Raw genomic sequence first — 16,302 nt, 5'->3', positions numbered from 1 at the left:
CATGCAACTCACCATGTTCGACCACTGCCTGTACTTCAACACCACCGCCCTGGCACGCAAGCTCGACCGCGTCTGGGCAGACGCCTTTGCGCCGTTCGGCCTGACGCCTCCGCAGGGCTTCATGCTCCGCGCGATCGTCGACCGCCCAGGCATGCTGCAGAGCGAGCTTTCGGCAGCCATGTCCATCACGCGGCCCACGGCAACCCGCGCGCTGGATGGGCTGGAAGCCAAGGGTTTGATCGAGCGCCGCAAGACGGAAGCCGATGGCCGCGAGACTGCCATCTTTCCGACGCGCGAAGCGGTGAAGATCGGGGCCGCGCTCAATGAAGCGAGCGGCGCCGTCACGGCACGGTTGAAGCGTGTGCTGGGCACCGCCGAGTTCACCGATACGGTGACGAAGATCCGGGGTGTGCGCTCGACCCTGACCTGAGCGTTTTTTTTTTGGTTCATATAGTTGCATTGCTAATTAACAAGGAGAATCATCATGCCGATCCTCAACGTCAAAGTCAGTGCCCAGCGTTCTGCCGAGATGACGCAGAAGATCGCGTCCACGCTGCTCGAACTCACCTCGCGCATCCTCGGTAAAGACCCGAAGGTGACGGCCATCGCCATCGACTACATCGACCCGGCGGACTGGGTCGTCGGCGGGCAAACGTTGGCTGCGCAGGGCAAGAACAGCGTCTATTTCGACATCAAGGTGACGGACGAAACCAACACCAAGGCAGAGAAGGCGCAGTACATCGCCGAGGCGTTCGAGGCCTTCTCAGCACTGCTCGGCAATCTGCACGAGGAGTCCTATATCTATATACAGGACGTCCGGGCCGCGGCTTACGGCTATGGTGGCAAGACGCAGGAGTACCGCTTTCAGCACGCGTGAGGTGGGCGCGCAGCACGGCAGGCCAAACTTCAGGGGCAAATCATGAACCGCATGGGTGCATTCTTTGCGGCCAGCTGGCTGGCCGCCGCGTTGCTGTATTTCGGCCAGCACTCGCTGGCGTCCATGGCCCTGGCAGGCATTGTGCTGCTGGCCGGGTTCGATCTGCTGCGGCCCTGAACCTCGCGCCCATGCGCGTGCGGTTCAATCTCGCAGGGCGTTGGCAAAGGCTTCCACCACATCGGCAGAGGCGTCGGTGATGGCCCAGTAACCCATACCGGCACGGCGCCAGTGCAGCAACTGGTAGCCGCGCTCGGTGCGCAGGACGGGCGCCGTGTCGGTGCCGCTTTCGGGCCGCACGTACAGGTCGACCGGATGCTGGGCCGCGCGATAGACGAGCACCGCCACCGGGTGGCCGTCCACATAATCGAGCCGCCCCCCGACCAGCGGAAACCCGCGCGCGGCCAGATCCACGACCAGCGGCGCGTAATCGATGCGGCCGTTGAACCACGGCTTGACGGTATGGCGATCCGACGACACGACGTCGGTCTCGCGCGCGCCCAGCAGCGCCCGTACATGGCTGGCTGTGATATCGCGGGCGGTCAGCGCCGAGGTGTCGGGGCGGCCAACGAGTACGCCCACGCCAAGCGCCATGGCGGCAACGGCGCCGGCGCTCAAACCCCAGCCCACGCCGGTGCCGGGCGCCACCAGCCAGCCGGTCAAGCGTTTCCACGCCGAGCCTGCGCTGCGGCGCGCCGCCGACGGTGAGGCCGGTTGCGCGCCCGCCTCGGCTTGCACGGCGGACCGCACGCGGGCGGCCAGGTCGGCCGGCGCCCTCGCATACAGCGCCGGCGCGCGCAAACCTTGGCGCAACGCATCCACGGTGGCGTCATGGCGCGCGGCCGCCTCCGCGCAGCCGGCGCAGGCGGCAAGGTGCGCATCCATGCGCAGGCTGTCGGCCGCAGCGAGTTCGCCATCGGCGCGCGCAGCAAGCAGGGCGCGGATGTCGTCACAGGTCATGGCGGGCCTCCTTGGTGCCCTTGGGGCGATTGCCGCTGCCCGCCGTTGCGCGGATGGGCGTCACGTTCGTGCGCGGCGGCGCGCCGTCTTCGGTCAACAGGCGCGCGAGCTGCTGCCGCGCACGGGCCAGCCGCGACATGACCGTCCCGATCGGCGCCTCGATGATCACCGCGATATCACGATAGGGCAGCTCCTCCAGCTCGCGCAGCACGATCACCTCGCGATACGGCACGGGAAGCCGTGCCAGCGCGGCCTGCACGCGGCGCACATCATCCACGCGAGCGAGCAGCGCGGCCGGGTCGATGCCGTAGCCGGTGGTGTCGTCGTCGGTGGTATCGAACGCCTCGTCCCAGGGCTGGGCGGGCGCCTGCTTGCGGCGCGCGCATTCGGAGTACCACGTGTTGCGCACGATCGCGAGCAGCCACGGACGGCCGTCTGCGCCGCGGAATCCGCCGAACAGCCGGAACGCGCGCAGGCAGGCTTCCTGGACGATGTCGTCGGCGTCCTGCGTGTTGCCGGCGAGCCAACGCGCCAGGTTGTAGGCGGCATCGACATGCGGCAGCACGGCCAGCGCAAAACGCTGGGCGTCGGCGGACGGCGCGAGGGCAGGGTCGGGCATGGCAGCCTGGGGGCAGTTGACCTGGGTATACCAAGGCGCAAACCAGTTTATTCCCGCACCCGAGAAATTTCGCGGCAAACGCGCGTTTGGCGGAATACGCCGGATCCGCCCCCGGTATGACAGGCAGGACCGGCGCACCCGTCACCGCGCCGGCTCGACCATCCAACCCAGGGGACCCTCATGAGCCAATCACCCGGACGACGCCAGTTCCTGCAACTCGCGGCAGTGGGCGGTGCGGTCTACGCCTCCGGCCTGCGCGGCTGGCAGGCCATGGCCGCCACTGCGCACGCAAACGACCGCGCGCCGGAAGACTTCTACTTCGTGCAGCTATCCGACACGCACTGGGGCTTCAAGGGCGCACCCAACCCCGATGCACGTGGCACGCTGCCCAAGGCGATCGCCGCCGTGAATGCGCTTTCGCCCGCGCCGGATTTCGTCATCTTCACGGGCGACCTGACGCACATCAGCGACGACCCGGCGGAGCGCCGCAAGCGTCTTGCCGAATTCCGCGACCTGGCCGCGGGGCTCAACGTGCCCGTGGTCCGGACCATGCCCGGCGAGCACGATGCTTCGCTGGACAACGGCGAGGCCTATATCGAACTCTTCGGCCGCACGCACTATTCGTTCGATCACAAGGGCGTGCACTTCATCGCCATCGACAACGTGTCGGATCCGTCGGCGCGCGTGGGCGATGCACAGCTCGCGTGGCTGGCGGCAGATGTGCGCTCCGTGCCGGCGCACACGCCCATCGTCGTGTTCACGCACCGGCCGCTGTTCGATCTGTACCCGCAATGGGACTGGGCCACGCGCGATGGCCAGCAGGTCATCGACTTGCTGATGCCGCACCCCAACGTGACGGTGTTCTACGGCCACATTCACCAGGAGCATCACCACATGACCGGGCACATCGCGCACCACTCGGCGCGCTCGCTGATGTTCCCGCTGCCCGCACCGCCCGCGCCGGGCTCGCAGGCAAAACGCAACCCGATCCCTTGGGATGCCGCCGCACCGTATCGCGGCCTGGGCTGGCGCAGCATCGCGGAGCACGGCAAGCAGGACGCCGCCACCTGGGTGCTGGCCGAGCAGCCGATCCAACCCACCAGCGAAGCCACTGCCACCAAGACCCCGGAGACCACCTGACATGCGCGCCCTCATCGCACACCACCCCAAGCGCCGCTTGGCGCTGCGTCAGTTCACCGTGCTCGCGGCCGGCGCGGCCCTCGCCTGCATTGCGCACGGCGAGGGCCCGGCGGTGATCCGCGTGCACGCGCGCAAGTTCACGTTCACGCCAGACAAGATCACGCTCAAGCGGGGTGTGCCCGTGGTGTTCGAACTGACCGGGCAGGACATCCTGATGGGTTTTTCGATTCCGGATTTCAACGTACGGGCCGATGTGGTGCCGGGGCAGACCGTGCGGCTGGCGCTCACACCCGACAAGACGGGCACGTTCGATTTCCTGTGCGACATCTTCTGCGGCTCGGGCCACGAGACGATGAATGGAACGCTGACCGTCACCTGAAGCGCAGCGCCGCGTACCCAACGCAAAACGCCCCGAACAGGTCGGGGCGTCTTCATCTGCGAGCGCGGTCTTAGGCCAGCGCGTCGCGCTCGGCCAAGGTCAGCAGCAGTTCGTCGAGTCGCTCCAGGGTGGAGGTCATGCCGTCCTTCAACCCCATGTCGATGACCTTCTGCACATCCTCCGGCGAGTTGTACAACACCACGGTCGTCACGAGGGTGCGTTCGTTTGCATCGGCAAAGGTCACATCCCAGCGGGCGCGGGGCAGATCCGGATTCACCGCGCCGGCTTCATCAGAAAACGCATCAAGGGCCGAATAGCCGTCGATCGGGTTGATCTTCTGATAGTCCAGGCGGCTCCAGAACGACTGTCCATCGGGGGTGATCATGGCGTAGTGCCAGTAGCCGCCCTCTTTGAATTCCATGTGCTTGGTCTTGGTGGTCAGCGGCTTGGGCGCAAACCACTGATCGAGCAGTTCGCGCTTCGTGTGGCAATCCCACACAAGCTGGCGCTTCGCCGCGAACTCTCGCCTCACCGTGAGGCTGCTCTTTTGCATGTCGACCACGAAATCAAACCGAAGATCAGCCTTCATTGCCTTCTCCTTGGAGTTTCTCTAAGAGGTTGTCCAGATTGCGGTACCTGCTCGCCCAGATCGCGTGCTGTTGCTCAAACCAGCGCTCGGCGGCCGCCAGCTTCTGGCGCTCGAGCATGCACGTCCGGATTCGCCCGCTCTTTTCCGAGCGGACCAGCCCGACGCCTTCCAGCACCCGCATGTGCTTCATGAACGACGGCAGCGCCATGTCGAATGGCCCTGCCAGTTCACTGACCGTCGCGGGCCCTTCGCCGAGCCGTTGAATAACCGCCCTGCGCGTTGGGTCCGAAAGCGCGTGAAATACCGCGTCTAGCGCAATTCCATTGTTATCCATTTGGCTAACTATACGCTTGAGAATCCGTCGATGCAAGCGCGCTCAATGACGCGTGCCGATGCGCGACATTGGCCCGCAAAAGTGTCCACATACCCATGCTAGGATGACCTTCCCACCGGCAGCCGCCACACCGCACATGACGACCATCTACGCGACCCTCGGCGTGCAGCCGGACGCGACCCTGGACGAAATCAAGCGCGCTTACCGCCGCGCCGCAATGAAGTGGCACCCCGATCGCAACCCCGGCCGCGAAGCCGAGGCCTATGCGGCGTTCCAGGAGATCCGCGAGGCCTACGCCATCCTCTCCGACGCCGAGCAGCGGCGCGTCTACGACGAAGTGTTCGCGCAGGAAATGCAGCGCTGGCAGGCCGAGCAAGAGGTGCACGAAGCACAGGAGCGCGAAGCGCAACGCGAGCGCGAACGCCTTGCGCAGGAACGCTACGAAACGATGGTCGCGACAGCCATGCGCTTTGCCGAGGATGGCCAAAATCGCGACGTCCTGTTCGGCGTGCTGCTCGGTCGGGACTGCGATGCAGAACTGGCCGCGCGCATCGCCGACAGCGTGTGGGCCTTGCAGGAAGCGCGTCGCTCGCCCGAGCCTGCAACGGATGCGTCCGACACGTGCGCAGCCTCGACGCCCGAAGAACCAGCGTCCGCGCCCGACGAGCCAGCGTCGCCGCGCCGTGCGTTCGAATCGTTCTGGCATGGTTTGTTTGGTGTGCGGCAATAGCGTGCCGGATTCCCACGAGCGTGGGGCGGCGAGACACCATCCGACCGGCCATACGCGAATTCTGATTTATAGTTTCGCCCCTGCTTAGACGAAGCAGCCATCGGTACACTCTGCGCCATCGTTTTCAGTGCCATAGAGAAAACGATCGAGGTGTGGAAACCTTGTACATACCGGGCAGGAACCGAGCATAGGTTCTTGTCCTCATTTGCTATGGCTTGGCTTCGTCTCCCTCCTGGGGCGAGCCAGGCTTGAACGGCTTCGGCCGTGCCGATTGGTATGTATCGGTTTTCCACCTTGCCTGTGCTCGCCCACCCCTCCCAAGGGTTGGGCGCGGTTCCGTTCATCACATGAAGAGGAATGCCGTGACCCGCTCGATCTTCCACGCCACCCGCTCACGCGCGGTGTTCAACCGCAACCCTGCCGGCAACGCGTGCGCTACGAGCGCGATGGATACGCCGGAACACTCCAAGCAACAACGCTGACTTGATGGGCGACCCAGGCGCATCCAGCCTGGTGCCGATGTTGCAGCGTCGGCGCCAGGGCTTGCCTGGGTTCGCCCGCCCTTTGCCCGCTGTGGAGCACGTCATACATCCACGACTGCGGTCGTATTGCACGTAGTAACGTCGATATTCGCCGCTAACTGAACGTTGGACCGCAAGGAGTCGCTCGACGCGCCAACAACATGTGAATTCTTGTTGGGCTGATAGAAGTCGGGGCCCGTGCAAGCTAGCCTTGCCAGTTCTCCCGCGTTGGCCGCTGGTTGGCTCATTGCTAAACGCGGGTTCCATGACTTCTGTTGGAACACCGTCGATGGGCCACCGTCCTGCCTTGCTGAATGCGCGCACAGTTTCCGTCACGGGCCAAGGCCTGCCCGAGATTCTCGGCGAACCGGCGTTGGTGTTCTCCAAGCTCTCCGGCACCGAGCGGCTGTGCGAACTGTTCGAGTACGAAATCGAACTCAAGACCCCCGACGAACGCAACGTCCTCTACGGCCCCGGTGCCGACCTAGATACCAACGCCCTGCGCAGCCAGGAACTCACTGTCACCATCGCGTTGGACGGCACCGACGCCGGCACCCGAGAAATCAGCGGGCTTGTCACCGACATCGTCGGTCCCATCCCCGTCAACGGCGGCCGCCAACTCAAATATCGTCTCACGCTGCGCCCCTGGCTTTGGCTTGCCACGCTCAACCGCGACACCCGCATCTTCCAGCAGCAGACAGTGGTGGAGATTCTGGACACGCTGCTTGGTGGCTACATCTTCCCCGTCGAGCGCCGCCTGGACATCGCCCGCTATCCCAAGCGCGAATACCAAGTCCAATACAACGAGTCCGACTTCGAATTCTTCCAGCGCCTGACGCAGGAATGGGGCATCGCCTGGCACATCGAGCACAGTGACGGTAAACACCGCTTGGTGCTGACGGATGGCAACGGCGCCTTTGCTCCCTTCGCCAGTCCTGCCTATCAAACCATCCGCTGGCAGCCGTCTTCCGACCGCATCGACGAAGAACACCTGCACACCTTCGAGCTGCACGACAAAGTCGTCTCCGGCCAATGGGCCGCCACCGACTACGACTTCGTCAAGCCCAGTGCCGATCTCACCGTCCGCACAGCCGACCCGCTGGACACCGCCCACGCCAACGCCGAAGTGCGCGAATGGCCCGGCGACCACAGCCAACCCGCCACCGGCAACGACCCCTGGGCCGAAGGCGACCAGATTGCCCGCCTGCGCATGGAAGCGATACGCCAGCATGGCCGGCGTGCCCGGGGTGCCGGCAACGTGCGTGCTATGGTGCCCGGCTGCACCTTCGAACTCACGCACTTCCTGCAAGACAGCGCCAACTGCGAATACCTCATCCTCGGCGCTGCCCTCCTGATAGAGGACGTCCCCGAGGCCTCCGGCCACGGTACACCCTGGCGCTGCGAAGTCAGCTTCACCGCCCAGCCCACCAACGAACTCTTCCGCCCCGAGCGCACCCAGTCCAAGCCTCGTACCAATGGCGTCCAGACTGCGATCGTCGTAGGGCCCGAGAACCAAGAAATCTGGACCGACGAATACGGCCGCGTCAAAGTGCAGTTCCACTGGGACCGCATCGGCCAGAAGAATGCCAACAGCTCCTGCTGGGTCCGTGCGTCCTCCCCCTGGCAGGGCGAACGCTTCGGCGCCATCCAGATTCCGCGTATCGGACAGGAAGTCATTGTCGATTTTCTGAACGGCGATCCGGATTGTCCGATTATTACGGGGCGTGTCCCGAACCGGAACAACATGCCGCAGTGGCCGATGCCAGGGCACCATGCGCTCTCTGGTTTCGTCAGCAAGGAACTGTTTGGCGGGCGCACCAACACCTTCGTCCAGGATGACACGCAGGGCCAAATCCAGACGCAACTGCAAAGCGATCACCAGAACTCCAGCCTGAGCCTGGGCTATATCACCCGTGTCCTGCGCGGCACCGGACGCCAGGACAAACGGGGCGAAGGGCTGGAAGCACGCACCGATGGCCATGCCGCAGTACGCGCCGCACTGGGACTGCTTCTAACCACCCTGCGCCGCCCTGAGGCCGAGGGTGGCATGATGAGCGTCGAAGACGTGATCGGCTTCATGCAAGAGGCGCTGACGTTGGCGGACTCGCTCGGGCAAAGCGCCGTCAACGGGCAAGCGCAAACTGGCGAGCAACAGAACGTAGCCAAGGTGCTGCACAGGCAGGCCGATGCCATCAAGGGCGGCGGCAAACTCGCCGAATTCAGTGAGCCTCACATCACGGTAGCGAGCCAGGCGGGCATTCTGGCTTCAGCCCCAGGCACCACCCACATCGCCAGCGGCGAGCATATTGCACTCACCAGCGGGCAACATCTGTCCTTCTCCTCAGGCGGCGGCATGTATGCCACCGCGACCGAACGCTTCTCGTTGTTTGTACAGCGCGACGGCATCAAGCTGTTCTCCGCCAAAGGCAAGGTCGAGATGCAAGCGCAATCCGACGCTATGGACCTGCTGGCGCAGAAGGTGCTGCGCATCCTGTCAACGACAGACTGGGTCGAGATCAGCGGCAAGAAGGGCATCCGCCTGAACGTCGGCGGCAACGAAATCCGCATCACCCCTGAAGGCATCGAAAACCTCTCGCAAGGCAAATGGGCTGTGTACTCCGCAAGCAAGTTGCTGACCGGGCCGAAGACGGCGACCTATGCCATGCCCACCACCAAGATTTGCGCCCACCTCGCAGCCGGTGCCGCTACGAGCGGTGCGGGCGCTGTACCTATCCAGTAAGTAATGGTCATGACGAAATTCAAGACCGAGCATCTGGTGCCGAAACCGTGGCCGTCCGCTTGGGACGACGGCTTGCTCGTGCTGGACCTGCTAAACCACGATCCTGTCGTACTGGATTTGTCATCGCTGCCCCTGCACGAGTGCCTACCTTCCGGGGTGGGTGACAACGCCAGCCTGATGCCGATGTTGCTGGATCTGGCCAAGACGCCTCCGGACATGCGGCATGCCTTGGCGCATTTGATGTGGCGAGGTGCACAGCGTGCCGACCCGCCTGTGGTGTGTGCCCGGCTACAAGGGCCAGCGCCGATCCAAGACGTGGCTACCCATCTGGCAGGCTGCCTCATTGGCACGGATCATCGACAGGGGCAAGCGCTATGGCGCTTCTACGATCCGCACGTCTTCATCCACATGGCATGGCTGTTGCGCCCCGCGCAACTGCACGCGCTTTACGGGCCGTGCGAAACCTGGGGCCTTGCCTGGGCGGGCGACTGGTATGAACTGGAGCGACCCGCCGCACCCGCGCAATCGGACAACACCGATCCACGCCCATGGTGGCCGGATGCCAAGCAGTGGCCATCGATCCAGCATGTGGTCGATATCGAACAGGTACTGGCTCGTATCGCCTCGCCCGCCAAGCCATCGATTGCTCAGGCCCCCAATGTCGATCGGCTACTCCGGTTTGCTACCGAAGATCTGCATATTCGCAGCGATACCGACCGCAGGCACTACGCCACGTATGCCGCAGCCTTTGGCCAGCCGTTCGAGCACCACGCCAAGCTGCAAGCGCTGTGGCCCGCCGTCGCCAGCGGCGAGGTGACGTTGCGCCAAGCGATGGCGCAGTTGTCTACCAACGACTGGGAACTCATGCGGATCATGGCCCGAACCGCCAAACAGACTCAAAGCCCCACGCAGCATGGATAACGCCAAGAAATCCGTCGACCGCTTCACCCCGCCCGTCAAAGGCTGCCAGTTCTGCGACCATGCACCGGGGCTGGCCGTCTTTCCGGTTCGCTACGCCGTCGTTGGGCCGGAAGACAAAGTCGGCGCCCCCACACTGTCCGGCAACTTCAAGATCGAGAACGCCCCAGCCCAGTTGGGCGGCGGTGCCCAGTACACCCTGCGCACCATGCGCCCCGGCTTCCTCTACCTGTTTCACGAAGCCTTGCAGTTGTGGGAGTCTTACCTCGTCGTCAACGGTGGCCACCTGTGGAAGATCATTCCGGAGCGTCCCGCCCCGCCCAGGTCCCCCGACGAGTTCTTCTGCAGCATGGGTATCGGGCATGGCTATACCTCGATGTATTTCACCATCCCCGACGCCGAGCATGCCACCACCGTGTGGTATGCCTACTCGCACGTACAGTGGACAAAGTCGCAGCTCGACGAGAACAAGAACCGCGCCGACGTACGCCGGCAGCACATGCAATCGCTCAACGTGCAGACCTGGCTTGCCAGCCACAAGGCACCGCACGCCGCACGCGCCACCGAGCTTAGCCAGCATGTCGCCTCCTACGCCATGCCGCCCGAAGCACAGGACAAGGCTTTCCAGTATCTGAGCGCCCCGCCGCGCACCAAGGCGGACAATCGCCTGGACCTGATCGGCTTGAACGCTGGCGCCATTCTTTCTGAAACCATGGAGCGCGTCTCGCCCGGTGATGCGCTCATGTTGGCCTTCGAAGACCCCAAAGGCATCATTAAAGACCTCGCCGCGCTCACCAGCGACAAGATGCACGCGCGTGCCGTCAACAGCGTCATCTGGGACAAGACCACCGATTTCCTGCTCGACCGGTTGCAAGCCAACCTTGAAGCTCAGGCCATCGCTCGTATGACCGCAGAAGAACAAGCCCGGCGCACGGAAACCGATGCAGAAGGCCGTCCCGGCTACGAACTCCTGTCGGCCATGTTCGCCTACGAAAGGACTAAGGCGCGCTGGGCCAGAGAAGACGCCGAGCGCGAAGCCACGCGCCAGAAGCGCGAGACTGATGCCAAGACCGCCGCCTGGAAACCCTACGCCGACGTGCTCGACAACAGCAAGCGGCACCGCGACCATACGGCGCGCTTGAAAACACTCAACGAAACCGTTCTCGCCCCAATTGCGCAGAGCCACAGCCAGTGGCTCACCAGCGGCCAATTCACCAGCTACATGACCCATCGTCATGACCGGATGGACCTCGCGCACGGCTACCACTACAACGAAGCCCTCACACGTTGCATCGAAGGTGCACTCGACACCGTTGAGTGCCGCAAAGTCATCAAGCGCTGGTACGAAGACGCTAACCCGCAAAAGGACAGCAACCTGCTGGCCCGCGCGCTGTATCTCAACTACCAACCGGCAATCAAGACCGTGGCGGACCCGACCGACGCGGCCTACGGCGCCATGCTGGCCGTCTTCCGGTCTGGGCTGGACGCCATGGACGGCTTGCTGGATCGCGGACTGTCACTGACCGCAGCCGTCACCAAGCTCAAGCTCGTACCGCGCTTGGCCTGGGTGCTGTCCGACGAGATCATCCCGGCGCTGGCAAACAGGCTGGGTTCCAAAACCGCCAGGATGTTCATTCATGGCCTGAGCCTGTTCGGCGGGGCGCGCATCGTCCCGGTCGACAAAAACCTCTTGCAGCTTCGGGCCTCCACGCTGGGCGATCTCAAGGCACAGAACGCCAAACTGTATGACCAGCTTGGCCGGACCCAGCGCCGGGAGGAAGCGTATGCCTTTGCCCGGCGTGCCAAGGGCCTGGCTCAGAATACCCGCCTGGTGTGGTTCGATCCGAAAGACCTCACCAACACGGCGGGACTAGGCGCGCTAGAACTGAGAACCACCGCCGACGTTCCCGGCGTCAAACAAGTCAAGGCGGCACTGAGCTCACCGCACGTCAACATCGGCGCGATCGCGTGCATTCTGCAAGGCGTGGCGGTCTACCACGCCGCACAGTCCTTCCGGGCTGCGGGCGAGTTTGACGAAGCGGAGAAAGGCACCAAGCTCATGGGCGGGCTGGTGACGATGGTGGGGACGCTGGCCGAGCAGGCGGGCGTGGCAGTGTCCAAGGCGCCGACGCATCCGCTGGTGGCAAGAGCCATGCGGGCTACGCCGCGAGAAGAATGGGTGGCGAAGGGAGAAAGACTGGCGCGCGGGGGAAGGTGGATTGGCTTTGCGGGAGCAACTGTGGCTGTTGGGTGGGATGCTTGCCATGCGGGCGATGAGTACATGAAAGGAAATCGCCTCGTCGCGGTCTTGTATATGACCTCAAGCGCTTCTGGCCTCGCGGCAGCAGCGCTCCCGGTCGCAGCCGATATTTTCCCTCTGATATTTGGTGGGGTCCCGGTCTGGCCGGCCCTTGTAATCCTGTTTGGCGTGAACGTTGGCTTGGCGATGCTGGATGATCCCGCCACGCTCAAGTGGGTTCAGAAATGCCGCTTTGCCAAGCGGCCCGACCCCGACAAATATCACTCGATGGAAGCCGAGTGGAAGGAGTTTGTGCAATTGGGAATCGAAGTCAAGGACGAGGGCGTGAAATGAGATTTGCGCCAAAAGATGAGCGTATTTATTTTTACCAAAGAGGCAAGCCACTTGGAGAGTGGGAGCGAGAACACCGGCTGCACATTGACCAACCCGCGAGCGATGAGATTTTCGAGATTGGTAACGTCTACCGTATCGACTCGACGTGCCTGGAGATCACCGACGAATCGCAAACGCGTGTGCAGTTGGCCGGGATGCTGCTCTTGATCTGTGCAGTCGCGGTCGGATTTTCACTTTTCCTCGGGGCGATGTTTGCATCGACACCATTTCATGTCTCAGCCGAAGAGATGAGGGAGAATGGAAATTGGATTGCGACTGTATTTGGAACGATCCTCGGGCTTGCATCTTCTGCATTCTTCGGCCTAATTGGAGGCGACGCAGCCCGCCGCTATCTGCTTTCCCTCAAGCGCCGTCCCATCCGCCTGAATCGCAAGACGCGGCGCATCTACGCCATGCGCACCAAAGACCGCGAGGGCCTTTGGGAAGTGCCCTGGAGCAACGACGAGTTCTTTTGCATCGGCAAGCGTAGGGTGGGCGGCTTATCCACCAGCTATTCCATGTACGACATCCGCCACTACACACTGGATGCAAACGGCAACGTCGTGCGCGGCTTCGTGCTCGGGCGATTGATGTTCACGCTGGAGCAAGCCCAACAACAATGGGAGTACTACCGTCGCTACATGCAAGACGGCCCCGCCGATTTGCCCGAGCCGCACCGCTTCTGGAACCCCCGCGAATCGTTCTGGGAAGGCTTCAAGATTTGTCGCGAAGACAAGCTCTCCAGCCTGTTCAGTTCGCTCTTCGACTACGTCTTCTTCCCGTTCATGCTGCTGGACGCGACGGTACGCTGGCTTGTGCTTGCCACCTGTAGCGACCCGGTGTGGCCCGCCGAGATTGAGGCAGCCTGCAAGCCCGAACCCAACGACCCGTACGCCCGCCCCTACGCCGACGACTACATCGGTTTCGCCAGCGGACCAGGCGGCAGGCCCTCGCGGGCAGACCTGGAACGCGCGTGGGCACTGGAACCCCAGCGCAGGCGAGAGGGCGCGCTGACCCGATCCGAGGCAGAAGCCATCCTCAAGCAACAGAAATCCCAGGCGGTGTTTAACGCGATGATCGCGCCAACGCTCGATTCACCTGTCAAAAATTCAACATGACTCACGAACAAACGATCGCCACCGCTTCCGCAACAACCAGTACGGGCCCGTTGGCCTGGCGAGCAATCGAGATTGACCAGCACACCGACGAATGGAAGCTCAGCGTGCTGCTGATGGACGGTTTCATCACCGAAGCCGTCCATGATCAAGCGATCCAATTGCTTCAAGACACGAAGGCCGTCAGCACGAAGCGCATTCTCCTTGACGCCCCGCTGTTTGCCAGCCCTGGGGGCGCCATGCATTGGCTGGTCAAGCATGGTCTCGTGCCTGACGAGATGTTGGATGAGGTTGCATCCAAGGTCTTGAAGACGTCCGAAAGCGACGAAGACCTTGTGGCCGAGACCCGGCTAATTTCCTATTGTGAGCTGGATCCAGATCGTTTTCTGGAAAAAATCAGACCGATTTCGATCCGGATGAATCGGCGTAAAAGGCTGTGGCGCTTTGGCGGGTGGGCGACAGGGCTTGGCGTTGTGGCGGCGGCAGCAGCGTTCTACCTCGCCCCTCCCACCACGCCAGCCTGTAAATCGAAGGGGGCATCCGCATCCTTATTCAATATATCGATGAGTTCGTACTTGTCATCGATCGATGCAATACAGGCAGGACCTCCTGATTTGTCTAACATTCGGGAAATCGGATACGAAAACACTTCACGCTCCCGTGGATGCACGGTTGATGTCAAGGTCGGTGATTTGAAGACGACCGTTGGTTTTGTCATTCGCCCAGCGGCCGAGGGGGGCTCTGGTTTTGAGGTCGCTATGGTGCCCGCGGAGTTTGTTCAGACCCAATACGGTGGCGACCAACATAGCGAATCGCTGGGGGCGCCAATCGGAAACGAGAGGCTCCGCAAAGCGTTCATGGACGGCCTGGAGGTGTTGCAAAAGAAAGACCTTTCAGCCTCACCGACAAATTATCGGCAGGACCGGTTCGGCGTCAGCCATTCAAAAACATTGAGCCAGCGCGTGATGTCCTTGAGCCCCACGGCCGATTGCACCGAGAAATCGCCCACCCAACTGTCATGCCCTTTGCGCATCGCATACGAGGACCCGCTACTTGCAAAACTCTCGGAAAATGGCGTGCTTGAAATCGATGAGAAATTTACCTTTGAAAAGAAGGGGCAACTCGGTCGATGGCATGTGTCGGAGCAATTTGAGATTGAGTTTCTGGCTGCGTTGAGCAAGGCATTGGCAGCCGCGCCTAAGAGCCTATTCCCTGAAAGTACCGTCCAGGGGAACATCAAAGACAAGAAGTAAGGACAGCACAAGCATGGACGGAAGCATGATCACAGTGGGTTGCCCCCACTCCCATGGCGGCCACGTCACAACGGGCTCGCCAGAGAGCCTGCTCGATGGCAAACCAATCGCGCGGCGCACAGACTGGGTGGACTGCCCGATTCACGGGCCCAACAGGATCATCAAGGTGCGCTGCGATATGGAGGTGGACGGCGAGCCTGTTGCCACGCATGGGGACGAGACCGAGTGTGGCGCGGTGCTCATCGGGGATGGCTGCGCCATTGTGGATTGCAACCACAGCGCCATAGGTTCGCGTTGCTACCATCCATCGCTCGCCCCCCACCCCCGACCGGCGCGAGACGCGCGCAGCAGTACCAAGCCAGACCAGTGGGCGACTTCAGCGGCCACACGGCACGCCACACTGATCACCGCGCCCCCAACAACCGACACTCCGCCGACAGCGCCAACAGATTCGGATCGCGCTCGCGATTGCGCTGCATCACCAGCACGATGTGCTGACTGATCGCATAGCGCGCGGCCAGCGGAATCAGTTGCACCTTCGGGCTGAAATCGGCCACGCGGCGCGGCAGCAGCGCATAGCCGATACCGCCGCTCACAAGGTTCATGAGCGAGAAGATGTCGCCCACGCGCAGCGCGATCTGCGGGGCAAAGCCGGCCTTGTCGAAGGCGGCCATGAAGTCGTGGTACGTCGCAAAGTCATCGCCGAGTGCGACGAACTTTTCGCTGCGCACCGTCTGCAAGTCGATCTCGGCCGATGCGGCATACGGGGAGCCAAGCGGTGCGGCAAACAGAATCTCATCGTCGAACATCGGCACGGTCAGCAGATCGGGATTGCGCAGCGGCTCGCCCAGCGCGATGACGATGGCGTCGAGTTGCCCGTCTTCCAGCTTGGCGAGCAGGCTGCGGTTCGAACCAAGCGTGAGTTCAATGTCGAGTGCGGAGCGGCGCGTTTTCAGGCCCGCAAAGATGCGCGGCAACGTGCCGACCGTCATCGAATAGAGCCCGCCGATCTTCAGCGTCGTTGACGAAAAGCCCGCAGCTTCGCGCGTGCGGCGCACACCGGCTTCGCACTCGGCCAGGATGCGCTCCACGTGCTCGGCAAACACGTAGGCGGTCGACAGCGGAATCAGCTTGCGCCCATCGCGTTTGAACAGCGGACAGCGCAAACCCTCTTCCAGCGAGTGCAGCGCGCGGTGCACGCTCACCGTGCTTTGCCCCAACGCCTCCGACACGCGGGCCATGTTGCCCAGCGTCATGAACGACTGGAAGACTTCGAGCTTCTTCAGGGTGATGTCTTCATCGATTGCCATGGCAGGGGCTCCTCCGGGCGCCTTCTACGGGCGCGCTGCTATCAGAATCGGCCATTGTTTCATTAACTTCAAGTTAATGAAACCGCGCCTAGGTTGATTGAAGTGCATCTTCTTACAGCCTACGGTAC

17 protein-coding genes are annotated in these 16,302 nt (G+C 62.8%); 12 read left to right on the top strand and 5 right to left on the bottom strand.

The window, feature by feature from the left end:
• Window positions 1–13 precede the first annotated feature (13 nt).
• The 3 genes from TK49_RS19385 to TK49_RS25105 are packed head-to-tail and all read left to right on the top strand — an operon-like array spanning window position 14 to window position 1,054.
• Complete coding sequence (locus TK49_RS19385; protein ID WP_045220362.1) at window positions 14–430, top strand: MarR family winged helix-turn-helix transcriptional regulator; 417 nt, start codon at window positions 14–16, stop codon at window positions 428–430.
• Between the two features lie 54 nt (window positions 431–484).
• Entirely contained in the window at window positions 485–877 is a 393-nt protein-coding gene (locus TK49_RS19380; protein ID WP_045219185.1) for a tautomerase family protein, read from the top strand.
• 42 nt (window positions 878–919) lie between these two features.
• Window positions 920–1,054 carry a hypothetical protein gene (locus TK49_RS25105; RefSeq protein WP_045219183.1) on the top strand — a complete coding sequence of 45 codons (135 nt, stop codon included), beginning with the start codon at window positions 920–922 and terminating at the stop codon, window positions 1,052–1,054.
• Between the two features lie 24 nt (window positions 1,055–1,078).
• Here the strand turns inward: TK49_RS25105 and TK49_RS19370 are convergent, their stop codons facing one another.
• Together TK49_RS19370 and TK49_RS19365 are read right to left on the bottom strand one after the other, a co-directional pair.
• Window positions 1,079–1,894 (bottom strand): anti-sigma factor family protein, encoded by an 816-nt coding sequence (locus TK49_RS19370; RefSeq protein ID WP_045219180.1) that lies wholly within the window; start codon window positions 1,892–1,894, stop codon window positions 1,079–1,081.
• A complete protein-coding gene (locus TK49_RS19365; protein ID WP_045219178.1) occupies window positions 1,884–2,513 on the bottom strand; it encodes an RNA polymerase sigma factor in 630 nt (209 codons plus the stop codon). The genes TK49_RS19370 and TK49_RS19365 overlap by 11 nt, the downstream gene beginning before the upstream one ends.
• A gap of 180 nt (window positions 2,514–2,693) precedes the next feature.
• On the opposite strand from TK49_RS19365, the gene TK49_RS19360 reads away from it, so the two are divergent.
• Window positions 2,694–3,653: a metallophosphoesterase family protein gene (locus TK49_RS19360; RefSeq protein WP_045219176.1), complete on the top strand. Its 960-nt coding sequence runs from the start codon at window positions 2,694–2,696 to the stop codon at window positions 3,651–3,653.
• Window position 3,654: 1 nt separating this feature from the next.
• Window positions 3,655–4,032, top strand: a complete 378-nt coding sequence (locus TK49_RS19355; RefSeq protein ID WP_045219174.1) for a cupredoxin domain-containing protein — start codon at window positions 3,655–3,657, stop codon at window positions 4,030–4,032.
• A 70-nt stretch (window positions 4,033–4,102) separates the two neighbouring features.
• Here the strand turns inward: TK49_RS19355 and TK49_RS19350 are convergent, their stop codons facing one another.
• Window positions 4,103–4,621, bottom strand: coding sequence for an SRPBCC family protein (locus tag TK49_RS19350; protein ID WP_045219172.1), 519 nt, complete (start codon window positions 4,619–4,621; stop codon window positions 4,103–4,105).
• Window positions 4,611–4,955, bottom strand: a complete 345-nt coding sequence (locus TK49_RS19345) for an ArsR/SmtB family transcription factor (protein WP_045219170.1) — start codon at window positions 4,953–4,955, stop codon at window positions 4,611–4,613. The genes TK49_RS19350 and TK49_RS19345 overlap by 11 nt, the downstream gene beginning before the upstream one ends.
• A gap of 103 nt (window positions 4,956–5,058) precedes the next feature.
• On the opposite strand from TK49_RS19345, the gene TK49_RS19340 reads away from it, so the two are divergent.
• From TK49_RS19340 to TK49_RS25235, 7 genes are all read left to right on the top strand, one after another.
• Entirely contained in the window at window positions 5,059–5,685 is a 627-nt protein-coding gene (locus TK49_RS19340) for a J domain-containing protein (RefSeq protein ID WP_045219168.1), read from the top strand.
• 786 nt (window positions 5,686–6,471) lie between these two features.
• The gene (locus tag TK49_RS19335) at window positions 6,472–8,946 is read left to right on the top strand and encodes a type VI secretion system Vgr family protein (RefSeq protein ID WP_240480064.1); all 2,475 of its coding nucleotides are present in this window, start codon (window positions 6,472–6,474) and stop codon (window positions 8,944–8,946) included.
• A 9-nt stretch (window positions 8,947–8,955) separates the two neighbouring features.
• Window positions 8,956–9,867: a DUF4123 domain-containing protein gene (locus tag TK49_RS19330; protein ID WP_157774017.1), complete on the top strand. Its 912-nt coding sequence runs from the start codon at window positions 8,956–8,958 to the stop codon at window positions 9,865–9,867.
• Entirely contained in the window at window positions 9,860–12,457 is a 2,598-nt protein-coding gene (locus TK49_RS19325; protein WP_045219161.1) for a T6SS effector BTH_I2691 family protein, read from the top strand. Before TK49_RS19330 ends, TK49_RS19325 begins: the two co-directional genes overlap by 8 nt.
• A complete protein-coding gene (locus TK49_RS19320; RefSeq protein WP_240480059.1) occupies window positions 12,454–13,614 on the top strand; it encodes a DUF6708 domain-containing protein in 1,161 nt (386 codons plus the stop codon). Before TK49_RS19325 ends, TK49_RS19320 begins: the two co-directional genes overlap by 4 nt.
• Window positions 13,611–14,864 carry a hypothetical protein gene (locus TK49_RS19315; protein WP_045219160.1) on the top strand — a complete coding sequence of 418 codons (1,254 nt, stop codon included), beginning with the start codon at window positions 13,611–13,613 and terminating at the stop codon, window positions 14,862–14,864. Before TK49_RS19320 ends, TK49_RS19315 begins: the two co-directional genes overlap by 4 nt.
• A 13-nt stretch (window positions 14,865–14,877) precedes the next feature.
• Window positions 14,878–15,366: a PAAR domain-containing protein gene (locus tag TK49_RS25235; RefSeq protein ID WP_082076358.1), complete on the top strand. Its 489-nt coding sequence runs from the start codon at window positions 14,878–14,880 to the stop codon at window positions 15,364–15,366.
• On the opposite strand, the gene TK49_RS19310 is transcribed toward TK49_RS25235, so the two are convergent.
• Window positions 15,269–16,174, bottom strand: coding sequence for a LysR substrate-binding domain-containing protein (locus tag TK49_RS19310; RefSeq protein WP_045219157.1), 906 nt, complete (start codon window positions 16,172–16,174; stop codon window positions 15,269–15,271). The genes TK49_RS25235 and TK49_RS19310 overlap by 98 nt on opposite strands.
• Window positions 16,175–16,302: the final 128 nt, after the last annotated feature.

It is taken from the genome of Ralstonia mannitolilytica, assembly GCF_000954135.1.
Lineage (GTDB): Bacteria > Pseudomonadota > Gammaproteobacteria > Burkholderiales > Burkholderiaceae > Ralstonia > Ralstonia mannitolilytica.
This window is presented reverse-complemented; position numbering and strand designations above follow the sequence as displayed.

Coding starts and splice junctions, on each gene's coding strand:
- TK49_RS19335 (WP_240480064.1), top strand. CDS start 6,472: ATGACTTCTGTTGGAACACCGTCGATGGGCCACCGTCCTGCCTTGCTG.
- TK49_RS19310 (WP_045219157.1), bottom strand. CDS start 16,174: ATGGCAATCGATGAAGACATCACCCTGAAGAAGCTCGAAGTCTTCCAG.
- TK49_RS19345 (WP_045219170.1), bottom strand. CDS start 4,955: ATGGATAACAATGGAATTGCGCTAGACGCGGTATTTCACGCGCTTTCG.
- TK49_RS19365 (WP_045219178.1), bottom strand. CDS start 2,513: ATGCCCGACCCTGCCCTCGCGCCGTCCGCCGACGCCCAGCGTTTTGCG.
- TK49_RS19370 (WP_045219180.1), bottom strand. CDS start 1,894: ATGACCTGTGACGACATCCGCGCCCTGCTTGCTGCGCGCGCCGATGGC.
- TK49_RS19350 (WP_045219172.1), bottom strand. CDS start 4,621: ATGAAGGCTGATCTTCGGTTTGATTTCGTGGTCGACATGCAAAAGAGC.
- TK49_RS19330 (WP_157774017.1), top strand. CDS start 8,956: ATGACGAAATTCAAGACCGAGCATCTGGTGCCGAAACCGTGGCCGTCC.
- TK49_RS19325 (WP_045219161.1), top strand. CDS start 9,860: ATGGATAACGCCAAGAAATCCGTCGACCGCTTCACCCCGCCCGTCAAA.
- TK49_RS19355 (WP_045219174.1), top strand. CDS start 3,655: ATGCGCGCCCTCATCGCACACCACCCCAAGCGCCGCTTGGCGCTGCGT.
- TK49_RS25235 (WP_082076358.1), top strand. CDS start 14,878: ATGGACGGAAGCATGATCACAGTGGGTTGCCCCCACTCCCATGGCGGC.
- TK49_RS19340 (WP_045219168.1), top strand. CDS start 5,059: ATGACCTTCCCACCGGCAGCCGCCACACCGCACATGACGACCATCTAC.
- TK49_RS19315 (WP_045219160.1), top strand. CDS start 13,611: ATGACTCACGAACAAACGATCGCCACCGCTTCCGCAACAACCAGTACG.
- TK49_RS19360 (WP_045219176.1), top strand. CDS start 2,694: ATGAGCCAATCACCCGGACGACGCCAGTTCCTGCAACTCGCGGCAGTG.
- TK49_RS19385 (WP_045220362.1), top strand. CDS start 14: ATGTTCGACCACTGCCTGTACTTCAACACCACCGCCCTGGCACGCAAG.
- TK49_RS19320 (WP_240480059.1), top strand. CDS start 12,454: ATGAGATTTGCGCCAAAAGATGAGCGTATTTATTTTTACCAAAGAGGC.
- TK49_RS25105 (WP_045219183.1), top strand. CDS start 920: ATGAACCGCATGGGTGCATTCTTTGCGGCCAGCTGGCTGGCCGCCGCG.
- TK49_RS19380 (WP_045219185.1), top strand. CDS start 485: ATGCCGATCCTCAACGTCAAAGTCAGTGCCCAGCGTTCTGCCGAGATG.